Origin of the sequence: Pseudanabaena sp. lw0831, assembly GCF_016584665.1 — a bacterium.
Classification (GTDB): Bacteria; Cyanobacteriota; Cyanobacteriia; order Pseudanabaenales; family Pseudanabaenaceae; genus Pseudanabaena.
In genome coordinates, this window is the sequence record NZ_BBJB01000053.1 from 1 (window position 1) to 21,428 (window position 21,428).

19 protein-coding genes are annotated in these 21,428 nt (G+C 42.8%); 9 read left to right on the forward strand and 10 right to left on the reverse strand.

Annotated elements, in window-relative coordinates:
* Positions 1-198 (forward strand): hypothetical protein (locus APA_RS25155; protein WP_236579477.1); only part of this gene is annotated, 198 nt, incomplete at its 5' end.
* A 20-nt stretch (positions 199-218) separates the two neighbouring features.
* Here APA_RS25155 and APA_RS25160 read toward each other — a convergent pair.
* Together APA_RS25160 and APA_RS25590 are read right to left on the reverse strand one after the other, a co-directional pair.
* Positions 219-380 (reverse strand): isocitrate/isopropylmalate family dehydrogenase, encoded by a 162-nt coding sequence (locus tag APA_RS25160; protein ID WP_236579478.1) that lies wholly within the window; start codon positions 378-380, stop codon positions 219-221.
* Between the two features lie 24 nt (positions 381-404).
* Complete coding sequence (locus APA_RS25590; RefSeq protein WP_307837228.1) at positions 405-731, reverse strand: isocitrate/isopropylmalate family dehydrogenase; 327 nt, start codon at positions 729-731, stop codon at positions 405-407.
* A gap of 1,168 nt (positions 732-1,899) precedes the next feature.
* Here APA_RS25590 and APA_RS09460 point away from each other — a divergent pair.
* The 3 genes from APA_RS09460 (at position 1,900) to APA_RS09470 (ending at position 3,876) form a co-directional block, all read left to right on the forward strand.
* On the forward strand, positions 1,900-2,910 hold the full coding sequence (locus APA_RS09460) for an RNA polymerase sigma factor, RpoD/SigA family (RefSeq protein WP_268961909.1): 1,011 nt from the start codon (positions 1,900-1,902) through the stop codon (positions 2,908-2,910).
* 145 nt (positions 2,911-3,055) lie between these two features.
* Positions 3,056-3,406 carry an NAD(P)H-quinone oxidoreductase subunit M gene (locus APA_RS09465; protein ID WP_201322039.1) on the forward strand — a complete coding sequence of 117 codons (351 nt, stop codon included), beginning with the start codon at positions 3,056-3,058 and terminating at the stop codon, positions 3,404-3,406.
* Between the two features lie 59 nt (positions 3,407-3,465).
* A complete protein-coding gene (locus tag APA_RS09470) occupies positions 3,466-3,876 on the forward strand; it encodes a DUF2996 domain-containing protein (RefSeq protein WP_201322040.1) in 411 nt (136 codons plus the stop codon).
* A gap of 27 nt (positions 3,877-3,903) precedes the next feature.
* Here APA_RS09470 and APA_RS09475 read toward each other — a convergent pair whose 3' ends face one another.
* The 4 genes from APA_RS09475 to APA_RS09505 all read right to left on the reverse strand — a co-directional run bounded on the left by APA_RS09475 (position 3,904) and on the right by APA_RS09505 (position 9,426).
* On the reverse strand, positions 3,904-4,695 hold the full coding sequence (locus tag APA_RS09475) for a hypothetical protein (RefSeq protein WP_201322041.1): 792 nt from the start codon (positions 4,693-4,695) through the stop codon (positions 3,904-3,906).
* Positions 4,696-4,700: 5 nt separating this feature from the next.
* Positions 4,701-6,497: a peptidoglycan-binding protein gene (locus APA_RS25170; protein ID WP_236579480.1), complete on the reverse strand. Its 1,797-nt coding sequence runs from the start codon at positions 6,495-6,497 to the stop codon at positions 4,701-4,703.
* 83 nt (positions 6,498-6,580) lie between these two features.
* The gene (locus tag APA_RS09500) at positions 6,581-7,762 is read right to left on the reverse strand and encodes a peptidoglycan-binding protein (protein ID WP_201322042.1); all 1,182 of its coding nucleotides are present in this window, start codon (positions 7,760-7,762) and stop codon (positions 6,581-6,583) included.
* Positions 7,763-7,929: 167 nt separating this feature from the next.
* Positions 7,930-9,426, reverse strand: coding sequence for a DEAD/DEAH box helicase (locus APA_RS09505; RefSeq protein ID WP_201322043.1), 1,497 nt, complete (start codon positions 9,424-9,426; stop codon positions 7,930-7,932).
* Positions 9,427-9,585: 159 nt separating this feature from the next.
* Between APA_RS09505 and APA_RS09510 the strand changes: the two genes are divergently transcribed.
* Positions 9,586-11,445: an iron uptake porin gene (locus APA_RS09510; protein ID WP_201322044.1), complete on the forward strand. Its 1,860-nt coding sequence runs from the start codon at positions 9,586-9,588 to the stop codon at positions 11,443-11,445.
* Positions 11,446-11,673: 228 nt separating this feature from the next.
* Positions 11,674-13,062 carry a hypothetical protein gene (locus APA_RS09515; protein ID WP_201322045.1) on the forward strand — a complete coding sequence of 463 codons (1,389 nt, stop codon included), beginning with the start codon at positions 11,674-11,676 and terminating at the stop codon, positions 13,060-13,062.
* A gap of 70 nt (positions 13,063-13,132) precedes the next feature.
* On the opposite strand, the gene APA_RS09520 is transcribed toward APA_RS09515, so the two are convergent.
* Together APA_RS09520 and APA_RS09525 are read right to left on the reverse strand one after the other, a co-directional pair.
* Complete coding sequence (locus tag APA_RS09520; protein ID WP_236579481.1) at positions 13,133-14,704, reverse strand: family 10 glycosylhydrolase; 1,572 nt, start codon at positions 14,702-14,704, stop codon at positions 13,133-13,135.
* Entirely contained in the window at positions 14,691-15,332 is a 642-nt protein-coding gene (locus APA_RS09525) for a M23 family metallopeptidase (RefSeq protein ID WP_201322046.1), read from the reverse strand. Before APA_RS09525 ends, APA_RS09520 begins: the two co-directional genes overlap by 14 nt.
* A gap of 357 nt (positions 15,333-15,689) precedes the next feature.
* Here APA_RS09525 and APA_RS09530 point away from each other — a divergent pair, with 357 nt between their 5' ends.
* Positions 15,690-16,640, forward strand: a complete 951-nt coding sequence (locus APA_RS09530; RefSeq protein WP_201322047.1) for a tetratricopeptide repeat protein — start codon at positions 15,690-15,692, stop codon at positions 16,638-16,640.
* 58 nt (positions 16,641-16,698) lie between these two features.
* Here the strand turns inward: APA_RS09530 and APA_RS09535 are convergent, their stop codons facing one another.
* Positions 16,699-18,306 carry an RluA family pseudouridine synthase gene (locus APA_RS09535; protein ID WP_201322061.1) on the reverse strand — a complete coding sequence of 536 codons (1,608 nt, stop codon included), beginning with the start codon at positions 18,304-18,306 and terminating at the stop codon, positions 16,699-16,701.
* A gap of 39 nt (positions 18,307-18,345) precedes the next feature.
* Between APA_RS09535 and APA_RS09540 the strand changes: the two genes are divergently transcribed.
* Positions 18,346-19,773, forward strand: coding sequence for a YdiU family protein (locus APA_RS09540; RefSeq protein WP_201322048.1), 1,428 nt, complete (start codon positions 18,346-18,348; stop codon positions 19,771-19,773).
* A 45-nt stretch (positions 19,774-19,818) separates the two neighbouring features.
* Here the strand turns inward: APA_RS09540 and APA_RS09545 are convergent, their stop codons facing one another.
* On the reverse strand, positions 19,819-20,535 hold the full coding sequence (locus APA_RS09545; protein WP_201322049.1) for a hypothetical protein: 717 nt from the start codon (positions 20,533-20,535) through the stop codon (positions 19,819-19,821).
* Between the two features lie 370 nt (positions 20,536-20,905).
* Between APA_RS09545 and APA_RS09550 the strand changes: the two genes are divergently transcribed.
* Positions 20,906-21,403: a GNAT family N-acetyltransferase gene (locus tag APA_RS09550; protein ID WP_201322050.1), complete on the forward strand. Its 498-nt coding sequence runs from the start codon at positions 20,906-20,908 to the stop codon at positions 21,401-21,403.
* The last annotated feature ends 25 nt before the right edge of the window (positions 21,404-21,428 follow it).

Below are 21,428 nucleotides of genomic sequence, written 5' to 3' on the forward strand. Positions count from 1 at the left end.
AATCTGTACCGCCCGCGCAGCGGGCGGTACAGATTTTGGGTCTGGGGGGTTAATTATGCCGAGTTACTTAACCAAGATTTTTTGTTAAAAGTGCTGCTTTGCAGCACTTTTAACAAAAAATCTTGCGGCTCTCTAGATCTTAAACTGTTCTTCTGGAATAAAATCAAATTTTCAATTGTTAACATTGTCAGTACTTAACAATAGCGAATTTAGTAATATTATGGGGTAGCTTTTGTCGCGATCGCCTCAGCCATTTTTTGAGTACCCACAGACGAACTATCAGCAGTCGCGAGATCATAGTTAACATACTTACCTTCAGCGATTACTGCCTCGACTGCTTTTTGGACAAGGATCGCAGCTTCAGGCTCACCCAAACGCATAAGTATTAAAGCCCTCCGACAAAATCAAAGCCGTGGAGGCAACCTTGTTTTGACGCGCATATTTTGGTGTAGAGCCAGGAATGGCTTTGTTTGAAGCCATTCCGTCTCCATAGTTGCAACTGGGGCAACACCCAAGCCGTCAATCATCCCTGAAGTTAGGTCAGAAACAATATCACCATAGAGATTAGGCAATACCAACACATCATAGAGTTCAGGTTTCTGCATCAGTTGCATACGCATATTATCCACGATGCGATCTTCAAACTCGATCTCAGGGGAAGACTTTGCCACATCACGAACAAATTCTAGAAATAAACCATAGGTAAATTTCATGATATTAGCTTTATGCACAATGGCTCACCAACAAATTACATCAAATCAATTTCATGACATCAAAAAAATTGACATGGATTTGCTAATTTCTGATATTTAACTTCACCCAGATGAGTGATTGCATTTTGCAGCTTTTACCTAACAATAAAATAACGCTAGCAAATTATGCGATCGCATAAATGAATCGCATAAATGAGGCATTTGTGACAATTAATCAAAAGGCTAGTGGCTAAAGTTTATTGATCGGGTTATTGAGAATTGTGTGTAAGTTTATATAATTTTTCTTAAGCAAATTTAAAGATAAGTAAAAGCCATCACAGGGAATAATTAATGCAAAGTTCATATTGTGGCAACTATTATTGTGACGCTTTAGATTTAATAAGCTTTAAGGTTTATGGGAGTGCGCGCCGAAGGCGCGCACTCCCATAAACCTTAAAGCTTATCAATGAATATAGTTGATTCTGAAACATAGGCATCGGGAACCTCTAGTTTATTAGTCCCGTCCTATATGACTTGGCAATCAGTGAAACAGTTTCAGAAATCAACTTCAGCAGTCATTATTACTCAAAGCTTGTGTACGACTTCCCATTACACATTTTGAGTTTATCGATTAGGGCTTCAGATTTTCCTTTATCTACATTTTGATGTCTAAACAATTTTTCTAAGCAATTCCCCTAAACAATTGTATTTACTGGACATTTGCTAAATCCAAACAAGTAGTTAAATACGTAACTTTATTTGTATTTGATCGCATTTAATTTTTAGACCAATGTTGCAGTTGCCTAGCTTCTTTTGTCATTAGAGCTTTCTAATTAAATTAGTAGCAATCAATGAGCATTTTGAATATCATGAAAACCTAAATCAATAAGTGTAAATACCTAGTCAAATTCCAGTCAAATCTTTAGAGAGATAGTGATAGCCGTCCTTTGACTTTTCTAGTTTATTTGTAATAATATGTTACTCAAGATGCAAGAGACAAAAAGGTTGATCATGTATTATACAAATCAACTTTGGAGTAAATCACGCATTAGTAGGTCAACTTTATAAAACTTAAAGATTGTGATTTTAAGCTATCGGGCTAGTAAATTTGGATTTTTAAAGTTATCGGGTCTTCTTTTAGTCTCAGACTTTTAGTCTTGGAGAAGCACTCTTAAAAACGCTTAGTTTAAAAAAATTGAGGAGCGATATGTCTGAAGAACCATTGACCCAACCCACACCAAAGACAGTGGATAGGCAAGCTAACAAGCAGGTCGGTCTGTCTGCTGACATGGTTCGCACGTACTTGCATGAAATCGGGAAAATCCCTCTACTCAGTAATGAAGAGGAGATTATCTATGGAAAGCAAGTACAACAGATGATGACGCTATTTGAAGTCCAAGAAAAGATCGCTCAAAATAGCGATCGCCTCCCAACTGAGCAAGAGTGGGCTGAAGCTGCTGGTCTGGAGCGAGAGATTTTGCATAGCCTTATTCGTGTTGGTACACGCGCTAAACGCAAAATGATCGAGGCAAACCTCCGTTTAGTTGTCTCTGTCGCTAAGAAATATCAAAAAAGAAACTTAGAGCTTTTAGACTTAGTGCAGGAAGGAACTCTAGGATTAGAGCGTGCGGTAGATAAGTTTGACCCAACCAAAGGCTTTAAGTTTTCAACTTATGCGTACTGGTGGATTCGTCAAGCGATTACGAGAGCGATCGCCCAACAAGCGCGGACTATTCGCTTACCAGTTCACATCACCGAAAAGCTCAACAAAATCAAGAAAGCTCAGCGTCAACTTTCGCAAGATCTTGGTCGAGTTGCCACAGTTGCTGAAATTGCCTATGAGTTAAATATCAAAACCGATCAAGTTCGTGAATGTTTGTCACTATCGCGTCAACCAATTTCCCTTGATTTACGTATTGGTGATAACCAAGATACGGAACTTGCCGAACTCTTAGAAGATACGGGACGTTCTCCTGATAACTACGTAGAGAGAGAGTCTTTGCGTACAGATCTCCAAAGCTTACTCAAGGAGTTACCCGAAAAGCAACGTCAAGTGATGATTTTACGCTACGGACTAGAGGATGGACAGGAAATGTCGTTAGCTAGTATCAGTAAGCGCATGGATCTTAGCCGAGAGCAAGTAAGGCAATTAGAGCGTCAAGCGATGGATTATCTTCGTAAGCGCAAAGCCCGTATGCAAGAATATCTAGCAAGCTAAAGAAAAGGCATCGCGAAGCGATGCCTTTTCTTTAATTGGTTCGGCAGGCAAAGCCCGCCGAACCAATTTTTTAGGTTAGGAATCTCTAAAAATTTGCAATAATCTAAAGTTAGTTCTTCAATACTTACCCTACTCACATATCTTTATGCCGCTCAAATCTACAACCCGTCATATTCAGATTTATGCTGCCATTGTTGAGGAGCAGAATGATGAGCTGATCGATAGCGAAAATACTTTGACTATAGATGTTGATCCTGATAATGAACTGAACTGGACAGATGGCGCTCTGCAAAAGGTTTATCGCAAGTTCGATGAGCTTGTAGCGGACTACAAAGGTGCTGATTTGACAGATTACAACTTGCGTCGCATTGGTTCGGATTTAGAGCATTTTGTGCGATCTCTATTGCAACAAGGCGAAGTTACCTACAACCTCAATCATCGATCGCTTAACTACAGCATGGGACTACCCCAGATTGTGAATACTGAAGCCCAGTAGTGTAGACGACGCAAAGCGTCGTCTACTTTTTAAAGTTATTTAGCAACATCTCAAAAATTATGTCTGAAACCACTGCACCAACTTCTGAAGAGCCAAAGGCAAAACCTGCCGCGAAGCCCAAAGCCGAAAAACCACCTGCGATCGAAGAGTTACCCTTTGACGAATTTATTAACAAGCATTATCTACCAGCCCTAACCAAAGCCTTTGGGAAGCAAGGTATCGATGATTTGCAATTGCAGTTTGGCAATTCTCAAGTGCGTGGGACTTGGGCGCAAGGTCTACGCCAGTTTACAGTTTATTTTTCTAAAGCAGATCTCAATGCTCAGAAGGCTTTTTCCTGTGCTGATGCTGGTCGATCGCCTAGCACGATCGAGCCATTTTTGATCGATGAGCGCAAAGCACCTCTCGATTTACTCGTATTTGGCGTAATTCAACGCTTAAATGCCCAGAAATGGCTAACCGCAAACTAAATAAAAAAGGGCGTAACGCGCCCTTTTTTATTTGGCAACCACAACTTGTTGACCATTTTTAATCTCAATTTTCATGCCCAGTTTGTCTAGTTCTTGAGCAACTATCTGGACGGTTTTTTTGTCAGTAGCATTTTGCAAAACTAATGACCAAGCACCAATTTGAGCTTTAGTCAAATCCCGATCTTCTTCGAGCCATTGTGCTGATTGACGAGATAACTCGGCTGACAACTTTGGATCTTCAACAAGTTTTTTGCCTGACAAACTCGCTTTATCTGCCCATTCAGCAGCTTTCAGATAGGACTCTCTAGCTCCTTTAGCGTCCCCTAAAAACAATAGTTGATCGGTTGCCTTGTATCGCCAAACGGTATAGGCACTTGGTTGTTGATCGGGATTTAGAAATTTTAAACCCTTATTATAGATTTCGATAGCTTTACTAGGAACTCCCGCAAACATTGATACGCTAGATGACATATAGATGTAACTACTAGTAAATCTGGGATCGCGATCGATAATATTGGCAAAATAAAGCGGACTTAAGCTATACCCCGTTTGAAAGTCATTTCTGGCAATATCATCACCAAAATATTGTAAAAACTGCAAAAAAGCAAAGTCAGCAATCAAGTTATTAAAACCAAATCCCCGTGGCGGTAACTGTTTAACTAATTTGAGACGCGCTTCTTCATCTCTGACTGCCTTACGAGTTTCTTCTATGGTTTGTCCAGTCAATCGTTGATTGAGCTTGGGGAACTGCAAACTGAGGGTGATCGCTCCAAAAATAGCGATCGCCCCCAAATTAATGGCAAGGTTACGGAACCGCATCTGACTTAATTGCCTTCAGAAATAAATGTATCTTTACTAAGACTATCAATCAGTTTATTGCTTGGTGAGCCATCAGCAGGGATAATTGTATAAAAGTTTTGCGCTCTGATGATCGCATTACGAGTTTCACCGCTCAATACACCATCGACTTTACCAGTGTAGAAACCTCTCTGAGCCAATAATCGCTGCAATTCTGAGACTTGTGTGTTTGCTGTTGCTGCTGGTGTTGTGGGCTGTGCTACTGGTGCTGTAGTGGGCTGTGCTGCTGGTGCTGTAGTGGGCTGTGCTGCTGGTGTTGTTGTAGGTTTTGGAGTTGCTTGTACCGTGGGTTGTGGTTTTGGAGTGACTACTGCTTGAGGTTGTGGAGTAGGTTGTGGTGTTACCTGCGGTTTAGGTTCTACACGAATTGTTGGCGTGACATTTGTTGCCGCAATCGGTTGTTTTGGTGCACCTGCTTCTAGAGCGGCGATCGTTCTCGCCCCAGCCACACCATCCGCAGTCAAACCGTAGGCTTTTTGAGCGGCAACGATTGCGTCCCTAGTACGTGTACCTAAAAATCCTGTAATTGGCCCATTATAAAATCCGCGATCGGTCAGCAAATTTTGTAAGTTGGCTACTCCACCGTCAATAGCTGGAATCACAGTATTCGCAGCTTGATTACTTGTGGTTGGTTTAGGGGCTGCTACCGATGGTTTTGCATCGGTTTGCAACGCTGCTATGGTTTGAGTGCCCGCAATGCCATCGACTGTTAAGCCGTAGTTTTTTTGAGCAGTAGCGATCGCGGCATTTGTCTGTGCTCCCTTGACTCCATCAATCGCACCATTGTAAAAACCGCGTCTGGCTAGTAACTGTTGTAAGGCGACAACATCTTTATCACTAGTTTTCGTAGCCGAGGGTATAGTTTCAGTATTCTTGGTGGCAACGCTGACTTTGCTAACTCCTGAATCTAGAGCGGCAAGAGTTTGAGCGCCTGCAATACCATCAGTAGTTAAGCCATAGTTTTTCTGAGCCGCAACGATCGCTGTGCGAGTCTGTGGTCCCATGATGCCATCCACCGCACCATTGTAAAAACCACGATTGCTGAGCAACTCTTGCAGGCTGGAAACTTCTGCACTTTTAGTAGTGGTACTGGTGGAGCTAATAGTTGTTGTAGCTGCTCTAGCACCATCTGACTCTAGCGCCGCCAAGGTCTGTGGTCCTGCAACACCATCGGCTGTTAGGTTATAAGCTTTTTGAGCGGCGACGATCGCAGAGCGAGTCTGAGATCCCATGATGCCATCAACAGCACCATTGTAAAATCCGCGATCAGCAAGTAATTTCTGAAGATTCATCACAGTCGATGAAGCACTACTCGTAGTTTCGCTGACATTAACTTTGGTATCAACGACATCGACTTTTGTGGCACTTTCATCTACGGATTTGCCATCTTCGAGAGCAGCGATCGTCCGACTACCAACAATTCCGTCGGGAGTGAGTCCAAAGGCTTTTTGAGCGCGAAGGATGGCATTTTTAGTTGACGCTCCAGCGACACCATCGATCGCCCCAGGATCAAAGCCGTTTTTTGCTAGTAGCGATTGCACATATTTCACATCCGATGATGGGGCTTCGGCGGCTAAAGCATTTAGGGTTGATCCCAAACCAATTAGCAGAGTAGTACCTGTTAGGAGTACATTCAAGCTGAGTTTGGCAGAATTAGTAGTAAATTTCTTGAACCATACTTGGAAAGTTTCAGGCATTTCACTGGCGATCGCCGAATCATCAGCATTGATAAATTCTTCTTGGATATATGCTAAGAGTTCCATAATTAGACCTTGTTGAGATTGAAAATTAAGATTTGCGTTTGAGAAAAATTCAGTGGAATTGACGAGATTTGTTCAGCTTTTATTTAGGACGAATTGGCATTTTTGGCTGCTGGTGCATTTTGACTAGAGGTTGGCACTTGGGTTCCATTACCTAACTGAGTGCTGCTAGGAATTAGCTGAATAGTTTGATTGTTTGGACTGCTAGAAGAAATTTGAACAATATTCTGAGCTGGGTTTTGAGATTTAAGGGCTGTCAGTAAATCTGAGGTCAAATCACCTGTAGCAGCCTGTCCGTAAGCAAGTTGAGCTTTCAAAATACTTGCCTTAGTCTGAATGTTGTATAGACCACTGAGATCTGCATCATAAAAACCTCGTTCTTTGAGTAATGTTTGGATTGCCAAGACATCTTGTGTTGTTGGCAATCGCGGCAAAGCAGGCTGAGTGAGGGGAAGATTGTTGCCACCAGCTAACAATGAGCGCATTGTTAAAGGTCCTACAAAGCCATCTTGAGATAGGGCATAGGCTTGCTGTGCCTTCAATACGGCGTTAGTTGTGGTTTGCCCTAGTTGTCCATCAATTTCACCTTGATAAAATCCCCTTTGTTTTAGCAATATTTGCAAATTTCCGATCTCACTTATCACTGGCTGCTGAGAGCTGCTGACTTGAGCATTATTCGATCGCACAATCACAATTGTCTGGTTTGGTGATTGACTTGGTGATGGGCTTGAGCGATCGCTAATAGTAATTTGCCCTGTAGTTTTATTTGGTTGCTGCGGGGCTAAAGGTTGACTAACTGATGAATTTCGCAGCAATGCCAAGGTTCTTTCTCCAGGAATCCCATCGGCAACCAGATTAGCTTGAGTTCTTTGAAAGTTAATTACAGCTTGCTTGGTATATCTGCCATAAACTCCATCAATTTCTCCGACCGCAAACCCACGTTGAGCTAGTAAAGTCTGCACCTCTAACATATAGCTGGTATTGCATATATATAACTGGTTACACCAAGGCGCAACATTTACCGCAGGCTCTAAAAAGTGAGCAGCGATCGCAGGTGCTAAATTCCAGCTCAATCCACTGAGACTGGTAAAGGCGATCGCTGAGAGTAAATAGGCTTGCTGTTTGATCGCAGCAAAATTCCAGGCAAGCTTATTTGGCTGATACTCATCAGCATCAAGCTCATCACAAGTAAGCAGATTGAGATCTGTCGCTCCTTGATTGGCTTGTTCATATGCCCATGCATCATATATATATGCTGCAAGTTCCATAATGGCTACCAAATGATTGCGGTCTAACTTATTTTAAACGATTTTTTCTGGCTTCTTACGTCAAAAAATGTATACATTTTTTTCTTACAGCGCTTTGCGCTGAAATAAAACCCAATATTTTTGTTGAGAGTGTTGCTTTGCAACACTCTCAACAAAAATATTGGGTTTTATTTTTTGGTTTGTATATCGTAATCATTCGGATTTTCGGCAGCGATCGCCTGTTTTTTATGGAGATCTTTGTCGTACTTAATTCCCATTTGTACGACATTGTCCTGAGGAGTATCTGGACGTGATCGCTCGATGCCTCTGCGTCGCTCTGAAGTTCTTACTTCGCTAGTATCTTCAGTCACCACTTCATAGAGAATTGCTTGCTTATTTGCCTCAGTACCCCGCCGCAACACTCGTCCTAAGCGCTGAATATATTCACGGGCTGAGCCTGTACCTGATAGCAGGATGGCAATTCTTGCATCAGGTACATCGACACCTTCATTTAAAACATGGGAAGCAGCTAGGGTTTTATATTTGCCTTCACGAAAGAACGTTAAGATTTCGTGGCGTTCTTTCACAGGAGTTTGATGGGTGAGGGCTGGAATTAATAAATCTTGTGAGATCCGATAAACCGTGGCATTGTCGTTCGTGAAAATCAGAATCCTCTCGCTGAAATGTTGAGCCAGTAAATCTGACAAAACTCGTAATTTTGCTTCAGTTCCTAAAGATAGTTCCTTTGATTCTCGATGGGCAAGCATTGCTCTTCGACCAGCTTGCGATCGCGCACTTGCCTGTACAAATCTTTGCCAGCCTTCTAGACTACCAAGGGAAATTTTTGCTTCCTTCAGAAAAATATTACGACTTTGAATTAGAGAATCGTAGCGATCGCGTTCTTGTGCCGAAAGAGAAACTTTAATCTGCACGATTTTATGTTCCGCAAGAGCCTGTCCTGCTAAATCTTCGGCGGATTTGCGATAGACTTCTTCACCAATTAGAAGTTCTAAATCTGCGTGTTTACCATCACTGCGCTCTGGTGTGGCGGTTAAACCCAGTCGATAGGGTGCGATCGCATATTCGGCAATCACTCGAAAAAAGTCCGTGGGTAAATGATGACATTCATCGAACACAATCAATCCATAGAGATTCCCCAAGGATTCTGCTTGAATAGCGGCACTATCATAGGTTGATACTAAAATCGCTGTGCGATCGCGAGAGCCTCCTCCCAATAGCCCAATCTCCACATCAGGAAACGCGGCTAATAAATGGGCATACCACTGATGCATCAAATCGAGAGTTGGCACAACAATTAAGGTGCTGCGATTTGTAACTTGCATCGCTAACTGCGCTAGATAAGTTTTACCTGCGGCGGTTGGCAAAACCACCACACCGCACTTGCCAACTCTTTGCCATGCTGCTAGAGCCTCACTCTGGTGAGGATACGGTTCCATTTTGGTATGAGAATTTAAGTTGACTTCTTGGTATCCCCGTGACTTATCTTCGATCGCAATTCCTTCCGATCGCAAAGTCAAAATCAACTCGCGATAGCGATTAGCAGGAATCCGAAATTTCTCAATGCGATCGTCCCAAGTGGCAAATTCAATCCATGATTTGCCCTTGGGCGGTGGATGGAGAACTAAGGTTCCGCGATCGTAAGTTAGCTGAGGAATGCGAGGCATGTCTAGTACAAATGGTTTAATTCTATGTCTGAAGCTTGTAAAGATCCGCAAAAATGTTTTAAATATTTAGGAACCAATCATCTTTAAATTCGTCCTTTAGCAGGAAGCGTAATTTCTGTACCTAAATAAATAGTGAACATGTGAGGATTGTAAACGTTTATGATTAAAATCAGATCTGGTAGCTCCATCAAGTTAGTTGCCCTTGCCGCAACAACGATCACAACAACACTAATATCTAGTATCTTAAACTCCAGCAATGCTCAGGCTGAAGCTCAAAAAGAAGCAAAGATCGCCACAAATGAATCTGAGCTAATTCGGTCAATTGGTCGCGATCAATTGCTCACGCCAGCGATCGCCCCTAACAAATCTGAGACATTCCAAGCACCAGTAAATCCTAGTACTGACTCACAAATTATTAAGGCGATCAATACTGAGTTAGTACAGTCAAAACCAGTCAAAACTAGCGATCGCACTAAACCCAGTCTTAATGCTCAGGGTGTTACCTCGGTTTCGCAACTGAGTGATGTCAAACCCACAGACTGGGCTTTTACAGCATTACAATCCCTCGTAGAGCGCTATGGATGCATCGCTGGCTATCCTAATAGTACTTATCGTGGCAATCAAGCAACCAGCCGTTATGAATTTGCCGCAGGTTTAAACGCTTGCCTCGACAAAATCAACGAAATCATCTCCTCTGGGCTATCTGACAAAGTTGGTAAAGAAGATCTCGAAACCTTGAAAAAGTTGCAAGAAGAATTTGCCGCAGAACTTGCAACGTTACGTGGTCGAGTTGATGCACTCGATGCAAAAACAGCCAAACTAGAAGCGCAGCAATTTTCCACGACGACGAAACTATTTGGTCAAGCCATTTTTGGATTGCAAAGTCGCTTGCCTAATACTGGTAGTCTTACACCTAGAGATGGCACACGCAACACCGTTGATGATGCGACTAATCTCACCTTTGGCTATAACCTGCAACTCAGCTTGGTCACCCAGTTTGACAATCGCAGCCTTTTGTTAACAGGTATTCAAGCAGGAAATGCTTCCACCGCTTCCACACTTTTTGCTAACAACAACTTTCTAACTAATAGCTACACTCGCCTCGGATATGAACTTGACACAGGTAACTCACTGCAACTAAGTGATTTGTCCTATCGCTTTTTAGTAGGCGATCGCCTTGCGGTGATTGTCGGCGCAGCAGGGGTTGCCCCATCCAGCGTATTTCGTGGCCCTAACCGTTATGAAAGCGCTGGTCAAGGTGCGCTCTCAGCCTTTGCTCAACGCAACCCAATCCTCAACTTCCCAGGACAAGCGGGGATTGGTTTTGACTGGCAAATCAGCGATAACATTAGCTTGCAAGGCGTTTATGCTGCATCCTTGGCATCCGATCCTCAAAATGGTTTAACAGGTGGGCCCTTTACCGCAGGTGTCCAACTGGCGATTACTCCCAGTGAGGCAATTGATCTCGCGCTTTATTACCTTAATTCCTACACCACTAATGCCAGCTTAAATACAGGCGTTGGCGATAACTTAATCGGTCCGATCTCAGGACGTTTCTCAACTAATGCTTTTGGCGGGACGGCGACATGGAGAATCTCTCGTCAGATCACCTTGGGTGGTTGGGCTGGTTACACCACATCAGAGTCTAGAGATGCGGGCTTAGGTGGCACAGTTAATACATTTAACTGGATGGCTTTTCTCAACTTCCCCGACTTGTTTGCTGAAGGTAACTTGGGCGGGATCTATGTTGGACAGCCTCCCAAGATCACCAGCAGTAACATTACCCAAAATGGCGTACCTGCTTTTAACATTCCCAGTGCGATCGGGTTGACTGGTGTTAACGCAGGGGACTTCGGTGGACAACCTTCGACAACTACTCATTTAGAGTTGTTTTATCGGATGCGCCTGAATGACAATATAAGTATTACCCCAGGGGTGTTATTTATTTTTAATCCTGTGCAAACTGCTGGCAGTGACACGATCACCGTTGGCGCTATCCGCACAACTTTCACATTCTAAGACAAGTTCAAAAAGTAAGGGCGGCGCTTCGCGCCGCCCTTACTTTTTAGATAGAAGATTTTTTTGAATTTGGGGAACCATAGAAATAGCCTAGTCGTCTTGGGTGAAATAAATTCTTATTGGAACTACTTCCGAGATGTTTACGTCTATCTGAAGCTTTTGGCAAATAAAGTCTCAGTTTCAGCATTACTCAATCGCTAACCAATAAATATCAAGAGGGAAATGAAAATGCTAACTCGGATCAAGAATTACACATTCAATTTGGGGGCGATTGCAATTACACTTGGTGCAACAGCGATCGCGGCATCTCCATCACTAGCTCAAACTACCTCAGTTCCTATTACTGGCGGCAGTTTTACCGTAAATGTGACTAATGCCGCTACAAACAACGTTAACAGCACAGCCGTAACCGTACTAACACCAGTTGGAACTGCTCAAGTTTCAGCACTATCTGGAACTACTGCTGGCACAACCAATCTGACCGCTGGCAATAGCTTTGATATTGTTGGCAAATCGACTGGTTCTGTAAATTTTGACACTGGTACAACTGCAAATTTTACAAATGCTGACACCACCATCAAGGGCAAAGTTGTCACCACCACTGCTCCTGGCAATGTCTCGGCTTTAGCCGCACCAGCAACAGTGACTGGCTCCATCCAAAAAGACTCTTTTATCAAAGTTCCCACAGCGAATATTTCCGCTTTACCTGCAAATACGGTAGTTATTCCGATTACCAGTGGCAAGTTTGATGTTACTCGTTTCACTGATGGCACAACAGTTGGCAACAGCATCCCAACAGTGCTTACACCTTATGGAACAGCGCAACTCACTAGCTTTACATTTCAAACCTTTAACAATTTAAATCGTACAACCAACGACTTTTTTGTTGATGACGATGTACGTGCTACTGGTTTGGCTTCTGGCTCCATTCCAACTCAAGTGGGAACATTTACTAACGCTAAAACGGCGATTGTCGGTACGCTCAAGACCGTCACACCTAATGGTCTAGTTTCTTCAACCCTGAAGGGAGATATTACTGGTGGCAATCTGATTGTGCCATCTAGCGCAACCACCTTGCCAAATGTTAATACCGAGACAATTCTGATTATTGTCAACAATCCCAAACTGTTGAAGTTGATTGGTCTAAGTCCCAAGTTCTTGGCTCCTGGTAAAACCAAATTCCTGCTTGTACTTGTCAACAATCAGAGCTTGCTGAACTATGTTGAATCCAAGTCTTCTGAAGTAGGAGATAGCGATCCCGTATCTCTAGGTAATAGCAATGCCGTAGACAAGCTTGTTTTCGTCAATCTCCAGAAGAAGAACCTCTACTATTTTAGCGAGGTATCTTATCAAGCTTTATTGACAGCGATCGCTAATTCTAGCAACACCTCCAACAATACTTCCAATAACACCTCCAACAACACTTCTAACAATACCTCCAACAACACCTCTAACAATACTTCCACTAATACTTCTACCAACACCTCTACCAACACTTCTACTACTACCACTACCCAAGTTGTGAGAGTGGTTTTTGTTGGGTTACCTAGTCGTTTAATCCCTGGTTTCGGTACAATCGTAAAAGTCGAACGTGGTGATCGTGGTGATGATGACTAAATCTCAACACGAAGCTTAGGACGACTCAAAACTCTAAAAAGATAGGCGGCATAGAGTGCCACCTATCTTCTTAAAGTTTGCATATTTGGCGCGATCGCGAAAATTCTATTTCTTGTGTTTGCCAACCAAAAGCAAAATGACTAATAGAAGTAATCGCAGGCACAGCCGCTCGAATTGCTTGCATTTGTAACTCCAAAGATGGACGATTTGTAAAGGGCTCATTCCATTGACCTACTAAAATCGGCGCGATCTTAGTTCCATTTGGAGCATAGTTCGCAACCCTGCGAACTTGATCCACGATACAGTCTGGCTTGCCGCAGACAGCATACGCCATCGGTTGCCACTCATAGGCGCTAGTGAATAAATGCCAAGGCTGCATCCGTGAGTCAAATCCTTCGCCTACGGGTTGATTACCATCTGAAAAAAAAGCAATACTAGCAGGGATTTTCTGCTGAAAAACAGGCTTGGAAACTATATCCAGATAATAAGTCACACCGATAAAAGCATGACCAACAGCCAGTTGCCATAGTTCTTTCTGCCAGTATGAGATCGCAGGCTCTTTTTGACCAGATTGATTAGATGGTTGGCGACCTTGCCAGAGCGGTTCAGTTTCTTGGGGATAGAGTTTTTTAACGATTTTAAGATCGTTTGGTGTGACATAACCCTGTTTGAGAAAGCGATTGATAATTTCTCTACCTTGGAAATTCTCAGCGCGATCGCGTAGAGCTTGTAATGACGATGTTCCGTAAATCCACAGATAGCGGACATTGCTTACCACTGAAGCAGCACCTGCACCGCGCTTGTAACGCACATAATCAAATACCACACCGTCAGGTTTGCGCTTAACGACCTCATTCACCGCCAAATACAAATCGCTTTGAGCTTGATAATTGTAGGGATCGACAAATAACTGATCTTTAGTTGGAACTTCTCCTGCAATATTTTTACCTAAGTTCTCAACTATAGAAATTGTACTATCACCATTAGCATTGCGAGCGATCGCATTTTGACGAGCCACGGTTAATTTCGACAATCCGTTACGATCTAAGCCTCTCCCATAGCCAGTTCCCACATTCATCGTAAATACCCATGCATGAACCTTAATCCCACGTTCTCTACCTTTAGAGATCGCCAGTTTTAATAAATCTGCATTTTTGTACTGTTCGGACAGAACTAGAGAATTCCAAGCAGTCGCATTCTCTGATTGTGGTAATAGAATCTTGCCATCAGAGAGAACCTCTATAAAAACTTGGTTATAGCCCTTATTCACAATCCGATCCATCACTTCATCAAGCTTTCCCGACAGCAGATCACAGGGATATAGGCGCAGCCAGATTCCTTGGGTTTTGAGCCAAGATTTTTGACGACAGGTATTTAGTGCTTGGCTATGTTCTCTGATAATCGCTTGATATTCTTTAGTAGCGTCTAAATTTGCACTTTTACTTGTGTCTTGAAAGACCGCAGTCCGTAAATTTTCTTTGGTAGCGATCGCTTCGCGATCAAATTGACAATATTCACCAACTTGAGCAAAGGTTGGCTGATTAATGCTCATCCCCAATAAGTTGGTGACTAAAGCAATGGTAAAGACTTTAGTTGAGATTGGTGCTGACATAACCAGATTATAGCGGTTAGCGATCGTCATTTAGAAACACTGCTGCTGGATTATAAACGTATGTAAAAGATTGCGCTGGTTCACAGGAATTGAACTTAATCGCAACGCCCAATTCAAAATGAAGATGTCGCGTATCACTCCGACCTGAGTTTCCCATTTTTGCTAACTCTTCTCCTCGACGAACTTTTTGCCCAACTTGAACTTGAATGGTATCAGGATAAAGGTGAGCATACCTTGTAAATAATCCATTAGGATGCAAGATCACTATATGATTCCCCCAACCTCCCCCACAGTTGTGTGATTTTTCATTAAAGCCGAATGGATTAGATTGAGGACAGCCACGACGAATATAAACAACTTTGCCATCAGCGACCGAATGCACTGAAACTTGAGTAACTGACTGATTGGTATTAATGAAGTCAATGCCCTCATGTTCCGCTAGTTGATAAGATTTGCCTATAAAAGGGAAGATTTCTGTAAAATCAGCAGGCTGAAACCAATGCAATTCTAGTTCTCTCTCGTTGAGAGCAGTGCCGAGTCGTTGGACAGGAGCCTCTTCCTCTAAATTCTGATGAGAGTAGCCGTTCGTGCAGATTTGACCATGAGCTGGTGATGATGAAATATGTAATAACGCCACAACCAAGATCGATCTTTTCATGAAATTAAAGCAGATTTACAAATATAGCTAAGTACCTCGGCATAATTAAAAACCCAGAGTTAAAATCTGTACCGCCCGCTACGCGGGCGGTACAGATTTTGGGGTTTTATATTTAATTGTGCCTAGCTACTTATATCCAAGTGGGTTAAGACATAAAGCCCAAAAGAGAGTTGCGGTGCTTCGCGCCGCGACTCTCTTTTGGGTTTTGTTTTTGTCCTAACATTAAGAGGATATAGCTATATTTTATAAATCTGGCTGAAATTGCAACAATCCTTTGGGGAAATATGGTATTAGATTTTTGACATAGCTCCAAGCGCTGTATCAGAAATCCAAATACTATAGCCGACTTTAATCGCCATGACTGATGTTATCCATCCATCAACTGTTGAATCCCCTGAGACATATCTCCAATTTGGCGATCGCTATCGAAATTCGGGAAATATGCCCCTCGCGTTAAAAAATTATCAACGCGCCTTAGCGATCAATCCAGAATTTGCTCCAGCCCATGAACGCATTGGGACAGTTCATCAACAGCAAGGAAATGCGATGGAGGCGATCGCCAGTTTTAGTCAAGCCGTGCAGCTCGATCCTCAATCTTTGGAAGCACAATTAGGATTGGGTAATGTGTATCAACAGATGGGCTGGGCTGAGCTAGCAATTACTCATTTTCAAAAAGCACTTGAATTTCATCCCGATCGCTTTTTGGCGGAATATCATTGCAAATTGGGGGATAGCCTTAAAGATCGGGGCAAAATCGCAGAAGCACTGGCTAGTTATGAAAGAGCGATCGCCACAAATCCTGATTATTCAGATGGCTATCGGGCGATCGCACTAGTTTATTTGCGCCAAAATAATCCTGAAGCTGTACAGACAATTTATGAACGCGCCGATGCTAATAACTCTGAACTGCTGCAAAGTAAAGACTACAATGCCCTTGGGGTAGCATGGATGTTTAAGTTTAACGCTCTAAGTCCTGATGGAAAATCTGCGATCTCAGATTGTTTAGATCGTGCGATCGCTTGCTTTCAACAAGCTATTCAAATCGATCCTGCCTATGCTGATGCCCATTGCAATTTGGGAAGTGCTTTCATCCGTAAAGAGCAGATTAAAGATGCGATCATTGCCTACAAAGAAGCGATCGATATTGATCCAAATTTTGCTCAACCTTACTTTAATCTCGGTATTCTCTTAAATAACATTGGCAAAATCGATGAAGCGATCGCCTGTTTCCAATCTGCGATCGAGCTTGTCCCTGATTGGGTAGAAGCACACCAATATCTCGGTAAACTGCTCTCCCGAGACAGCTAAAGAAAGTTTATATTTTCAGTGCCGCAGGCGCTGAAAATATAAACTTTCTTTAGAGGGATTAAAATGGAACTGGTATTTGCAAATGAATTACTTCTTGCGATCGCGGATGCATGAAGGTTAACTCACGGGCATGAAGATGTAATCGATCGGTTGCAGCATTACAACCATAAAGGCGATCGCCTAAAATTGTTATGCCTAAACCTCTGGAATCGGCAGAGTGAACTCGCAATTGATGAGTTCTACCAGTTAAGGGCTTAAATTCTATTCGCGAATAATTCTCTTTGTTTTCTAACAAACGAAACCTTGTCACGCTAGGTTTGCCACGCTCAAAATCAACTTGTTGAAAGGGGCGATTTTCGGGATTGCTCCATAATGGCAAATCAATCTTCCCATACTCAATCTCAATCTTTCCCGATAGCAAAGCCTCATATATTTTGTGAATTTGTCTCTGTTCAAATTGATGGTTCAAACTGCGAAGAGATTCTAAATCACGGGCAAACAATAAAATTCCTGACGTTTGGCGATCTAGACGATGCACAGGATAAAGAGTTTTATCTTCACCTAGCGCTTGACGTAACCGACTGAGAACACTATCTTGAGTATCCAAATATCGGCCGGGCACAGAAAGAAGTCCTGCGGGTTTAGCGATCGCAATTAGATGCTTGTCTTCATAGATAATTTGTAAATCTGGCTTAGCCAGACTTACAAAAATATGGGGGGCTGGGGGAGATCTTCTTCCTGACAATAAAAATCCCATCACAGGCTGACACCTCTCCACACAAGCACCATAAAACTCACTCTGCATTTTATAACCATCAGGTGAAGAACTTCCCCACCAAAATTCAGCCATGGCTATAGGTGTGAGATTATTCGTCGCCGCATAATGCAACAACTTGGGCGCACAACAATCCCCCATTCCCGTTGGCATAGATCCTTCCGTAATTAACTCTCGCAGCGATCGCGTTTCCCCTGCAAAATTAGTCAACACATAAGCACTATGCATTTGCGTTTGCAAAGTGCGCGATAACTCTCGGCGTTGCTTTTTGAGGATCTGCATCTTTGCATCAGCAAATGCGATCGCCTCTTTTAATGGCAGCAAAACATGAGCGCGATCGAGTTTAAAATCACGTCTTGCCATCTTCTCTAACTGACTTTCACGATTTAGCTCTTCTAAATCTGCATTATTAAGAGTTCTTTTTAGCTGTCTGGTTTGTTTAGAAACTTGATGGTGATCGCGTAAAACTTGAAATTCCGACTCATATGCTTGGGATTTTTGCTCGTATTCCCAGCGTTCAGGAATCTCACTTAACTCAATTAGTTCCTGTTTAATTGCCGCTAATTTAATCAGAGTGATAGATTCCTCTATGGCTACTTTTTCTCTACCTGCGATCGGTGGAACCCATCCTTGGATTTGACTTTCTCCATTTAGCAAACCAGAAAAAGCTTTCAAAACGACTCTTTCCCCCGTTAATGATTCTGTAAATAATATTCCATACATTTTGCCTTCTACATCATGGGGATAAATGCGCCCAAGTTCTTGCATTAAATCTTTGGCGATCGCCTCAGCCTTCAAAGTTCTTGGCAAACTAAATACTTCGCCACTATAGGGACAACGCCCTTCATACCAGTAGGTTACGTCTTGATCATGATCTGAACCAAGTATCATGGCAGAAGCATTTAATATTTCGCCGCTTATTTCTTCGATATGAGTCACCCTAGCAACCCCTTCCTTAATCTCAACTACGAACCTGCGATCGAATCCCTAGCAGACTATCACGACATCGTTACCGCCGCCGAATATCCGATGCACAAATTGCGCTGGCGCAATGACGATATTTTACCGACGCTAGGGCTTGACTCTTTACAGGTTAGCGACGATGACTTTATCGAAGCCTTTGGACATTTTCGAGCCGTGCGTCCATTCCTAGCTCTGCGCTATCACGGCTATCAGTTTGGAGAATATAATCCTCAACTCGGCGATGGACGTGGCTTTATCTATGGACAAGTACGTGGCATCGACAGCGAACTTTATGATTTCGGAACCAAAGGTTCTGGGCGCACTCCGTACTCTCGCTCTGCTGACGGCAAACTTACGCTCAAAGGTGGTGTCCGCGAAATAATTGCTTCCGAGGCGCTGCATCGAATGGGTGTAAAAACTTCTCGTTGCCTTAGTCTCATAGAAACAGGCGAAGACCTATGGCGAGGTGATGAGCCTTCACCAACAAGATCATCAGTAATGGTGAGGTTCTCGCGATCGCATATTCGCTTTGGTACTTTCGAGCGCCTGCGCTGGATTGGACGCGCCGATCTCACTCGCAACTTGCTAGATCACGTTCTTCAAATCTACTATCCACATATCTGGGGTAAAGAGAATCAAGATGGCATATTTTATTTAGAACTTGTCGAACGAGTCGCTACTCTCTGCGCTCAATGGATGGCATCAGGATTTTGTCATGCAGTTCTCAATACTGACAATATGTCGATTACTGGTGAAAGCTTTGATTATGGGCCATTTGCCTTTATTCCTACCTACGATCCGCGATTCGCAGCAGCGTACTTTGATTACGCGGGACGCTATAGCTATGCCAATCAACCCGCCGCTTGCTATTGGAATCTTGAAAAGCTGCAAGATCCTCTGAGTATGGTGATGGACAAAGATGATATGCGTTCTTCTTTAGAGAAGTTTAAAGACTTCTATCGCGCGGCCTATTGCGAAATGATGTTAAAGCGTTTAGGGTTTATTACTCTTTCCGAGCCTGAAACAGAGGATTTAATTGGAGCAACTCTAGAATTGCTATCAGTCGTGCAAGCGATCGGCTATAACCAATTCTTTGTCAAGCTGCGTCAATCTTTCCAAACCAATTGGCGCGAAGATGTAGACAAGATTTTGGCAGATCATGATTGGGAACTTAGTGATGAGCAATTGCCGCTATTAGAAAAATGGCGCGTCGTTTACCATCAATTGCTAATCCGTCAGCCGATCGCCGAAATGGAAAATATTGCCCAGCAACTTAAACAAGCTAATCCCACCATCATTTTCTTGCGTCCTAAAATCGAAGAACTCTGGGAAAGGATTACTGTTGATGATAACTGGCAGCCTCTGTATGATGCGATCGCGAAATTAAAAGAATAATCCCTCACCCCTAGCCCCTCTCCCAGTGGGAGAGGGGAACAAGAATTAATAAGACAAACGTTGCTTGAGACTTTCCGCAATTTTTGTCCCTAAATACTCAGGAATTAGGTTTTCGTTTGGCCCCAATAAATACAAAATCAAACGTGTGCGCCCACGCCAAACCAGCAAATTGGCATTCACCACCAACAAATCCTCTTGCCAAATCGCATTCATCACTTTATAAAACAACCCAGGTTGGCTATCTGCCTCGACTAACAATGCTGGTAAATGAAACACGCGATCGACATAAAAGTTTGTTTCTACTTTTTTAAGTCCGCTATCGAGATTAAACTCCAGCGCCAACATTTCCTCAACCTCAAAACGACCTAACAGAGTCTCCTTAATCGCCTTCCGCACATTTTCGGCAGTCTTCTGAGGCAAAGACTTCCCGCCACGAGAAATCACCAACTTGATAAATACCAACATTGGTGTATGGATTTGCCCATACAAGCTAAGACTATGGATCGTTAAGCCATAGGCCGCTAACACCCCAAAAATATCGCTTAGTAAAAAAGACTGGTTGCGATAGGCAAAATACAGCACACTCTTGCTGCTTTCAGACCTTAACTCAATTACCGCTTCCTTTGTTTGATAAAGCTGATAAGCCAAACGCAGATTTTGCAGTTGAATATCACTGCTAACAAACTGCTCGTAAAACTGAGGAAAGCTCATGTTAAAGCGTTTCAGTAATTCGACCGTTGAGTTTTTTAACCCAAACGTCATAGCCAACCTCCCGATCGCTCACAATTGCATTTCATTGTCCAGAATATTGCCAAAAATATCGCCCCACAGATTGTGTTAGGTGCGATTACCAATGTTAGATGTCCATAACTTTGAAATAGCGCGATCGGATTTAACATTGCTTGTTTCAGGAGTTAAAAAATAAAAGCTAATATCGGTGGCTCAGTTATAAGGCAGCAATAATGGCACAATTCTACCAATATAGAGACAAGACTGGATAAAAGCATCTAGCATTTAAATAACAGCATTTTAGTATTTGCGATCGCCTGATTTCAACAAAAGCAGATACAATACAAAGGCGCTTAGAATATCTGTAACGAATTTGTAATAGACAAGGCGATCGCTTACACAAATGGGGTTCTGGAAAAGCTTATTTGGTTCTGACACCCTAGAACCAACAAAAAAGACAAAACTTCGCCAAGTACCAAACCAAAGCGGACAGATTTTCTTTAGCACCGAAAAAGATCTTGATCTCTACGAACTAGAAGAATTATGTGACTCTGTAGGTTGGGCAAGGCGACCTATTCGTAAAGTTCGTATTGCCTTACAACATAGTTTTGTCGTCCTCTCCATGTGGGAGCATCGTGGCGGGTTTAAACGTTTAATTGGTTTTGCTCGTGCTACTTCTGACTATGCTTTTAATGCCACATTATGGGATGTAGTGATTCACCCTGATTTTCAAGGTAGGGGCTTAGGCAAAGCAATGATGGAAGAAATGATTAAAGAGTTACGCAAATCTGACATTAGCAATATTAGTCTATTCGCCGATGCCCATGTGGTCGAGTTTTACAGTCAGATGGGCTTCAACGCAGATCCCGAAGGCATCAAAGGCATGTTTTGGTATCCATAAAACCCAAAAAGAGTAAACGACGCGA

Bases quoted from the DNA above. Each gene is read 5' to 3' on its own strand.
- APA_RS25160 (WP_236579478.1), bottom strand. From the start codon at position 380: ATGCGTTTGGGTGAGCCTGAAGCTGCGATCCTTGTCCAAAAAGCAGTC.
- APA_RS09460 (WP_268961909.1), top strand. From the start codon at position 1,900: ATGTCTGAAGAACCATTGACCCAACCCACACCAAAGACAGTGGATAGG.
- APA_RS09465 (WP_201322039.1), top strand. From the start codon at position 3,056: ATGCCGCTCAAATCTACAACCCGTCATATTCAGATTTATGCTGCCATT.
- APA_RS09470 (WP_201322040.1), top strand. From the start codon at position 3,466: ATGTCTGAAACCACTGCACCAACTTCTGAAGAGCCAAAGGCAAAACCT.
- APA_RS09475 (WP_201322041.1), bottom strand. From the start codon at position 4,695: ATGCGGTTCCGTAACCTTGCCATTAATTTGGGGGCGATCGCTATTTTT.
- APA_RS25170 (WP_236579480.1), bottom strand. From the start codon at position 6,497: ATGGAACTCTTAGCATATATCCAAGAAGAATTTATCAATGCTGATGAT.
- APA_RS09500 (WP_201322042.1), bottom strand. From the start codon at position 7,762: ATGGAACTTGCAGCATATATATATGATGCATGGGCATATGAACAAGCC.
- APA_RS09505 (WP_201322043.1), bottom strand. From the start codon at position 9,426: ATGCCTCGCATTCCTCAGCTAACTTACGATCGCGGAACCTTAGTTCTC.
- APA_RS09510 (WP_201322044.1), top strand. From the start codon at position 9,586: ATGATTAAAATCAGATCTGGTAGCTCCATCAAGTTAGTTGCCCTTGCC.
- APA_RS09515 (WP_201322045.1), top strand. From the start codon at position 11,674: ATGCTAACTCGGATCAAGAATTACACATTCAATTTGGGGGCGATTGCA.
- APA_RS09520 (WP_236579481.1), bottom strand. From the start codon at position 14,704: ATGACGATCGCTAACCGCTATAATCTGGTTATGTCAGCACCAATCTCA.
- APA_RS09525 (WP_201322046.1), bottom strand. From the start codon at position 15,332: ATGAAAAGATCGATCTTGGTTGTGGCGTTATTACATATTTCATCATCA.
- APA_RS09530 (WP_201322047.1), top strand. From the start codon at position 15,690: ATGACTGATGTTATCCATCCATCAACTGTTGAATCCCCTGAGACATAT.
- APA_RS09535 (WP_201322061.1), bottom strand. From the start codon at position 18,306: ATGATACTTGGTTCAGATCATGATCAAGACGTAACCTACTGGTATGAA.
- APA_RS09540 (WP_201322048.1), top strand. From the start codon at position 18,346: ATGAGTCACCCTAGCAACCCCTTCCTTAATCTCAACTACGAACCTGCG.
- APA_RS09545 (WP_201322049.1), bottom strand. From the start codon at position 20,535: ATGACGTTTGGGTTAAAAAACTCAACGGTCGAATTACTGAAACGCTTT.
- APA_RS09550 (WP_201322050.1), top strand. From the start codon at position 20,906: ATGGGGTTCTGGAAAAGCTTATTTGGTTCTGACACCCTAGAACCAACA.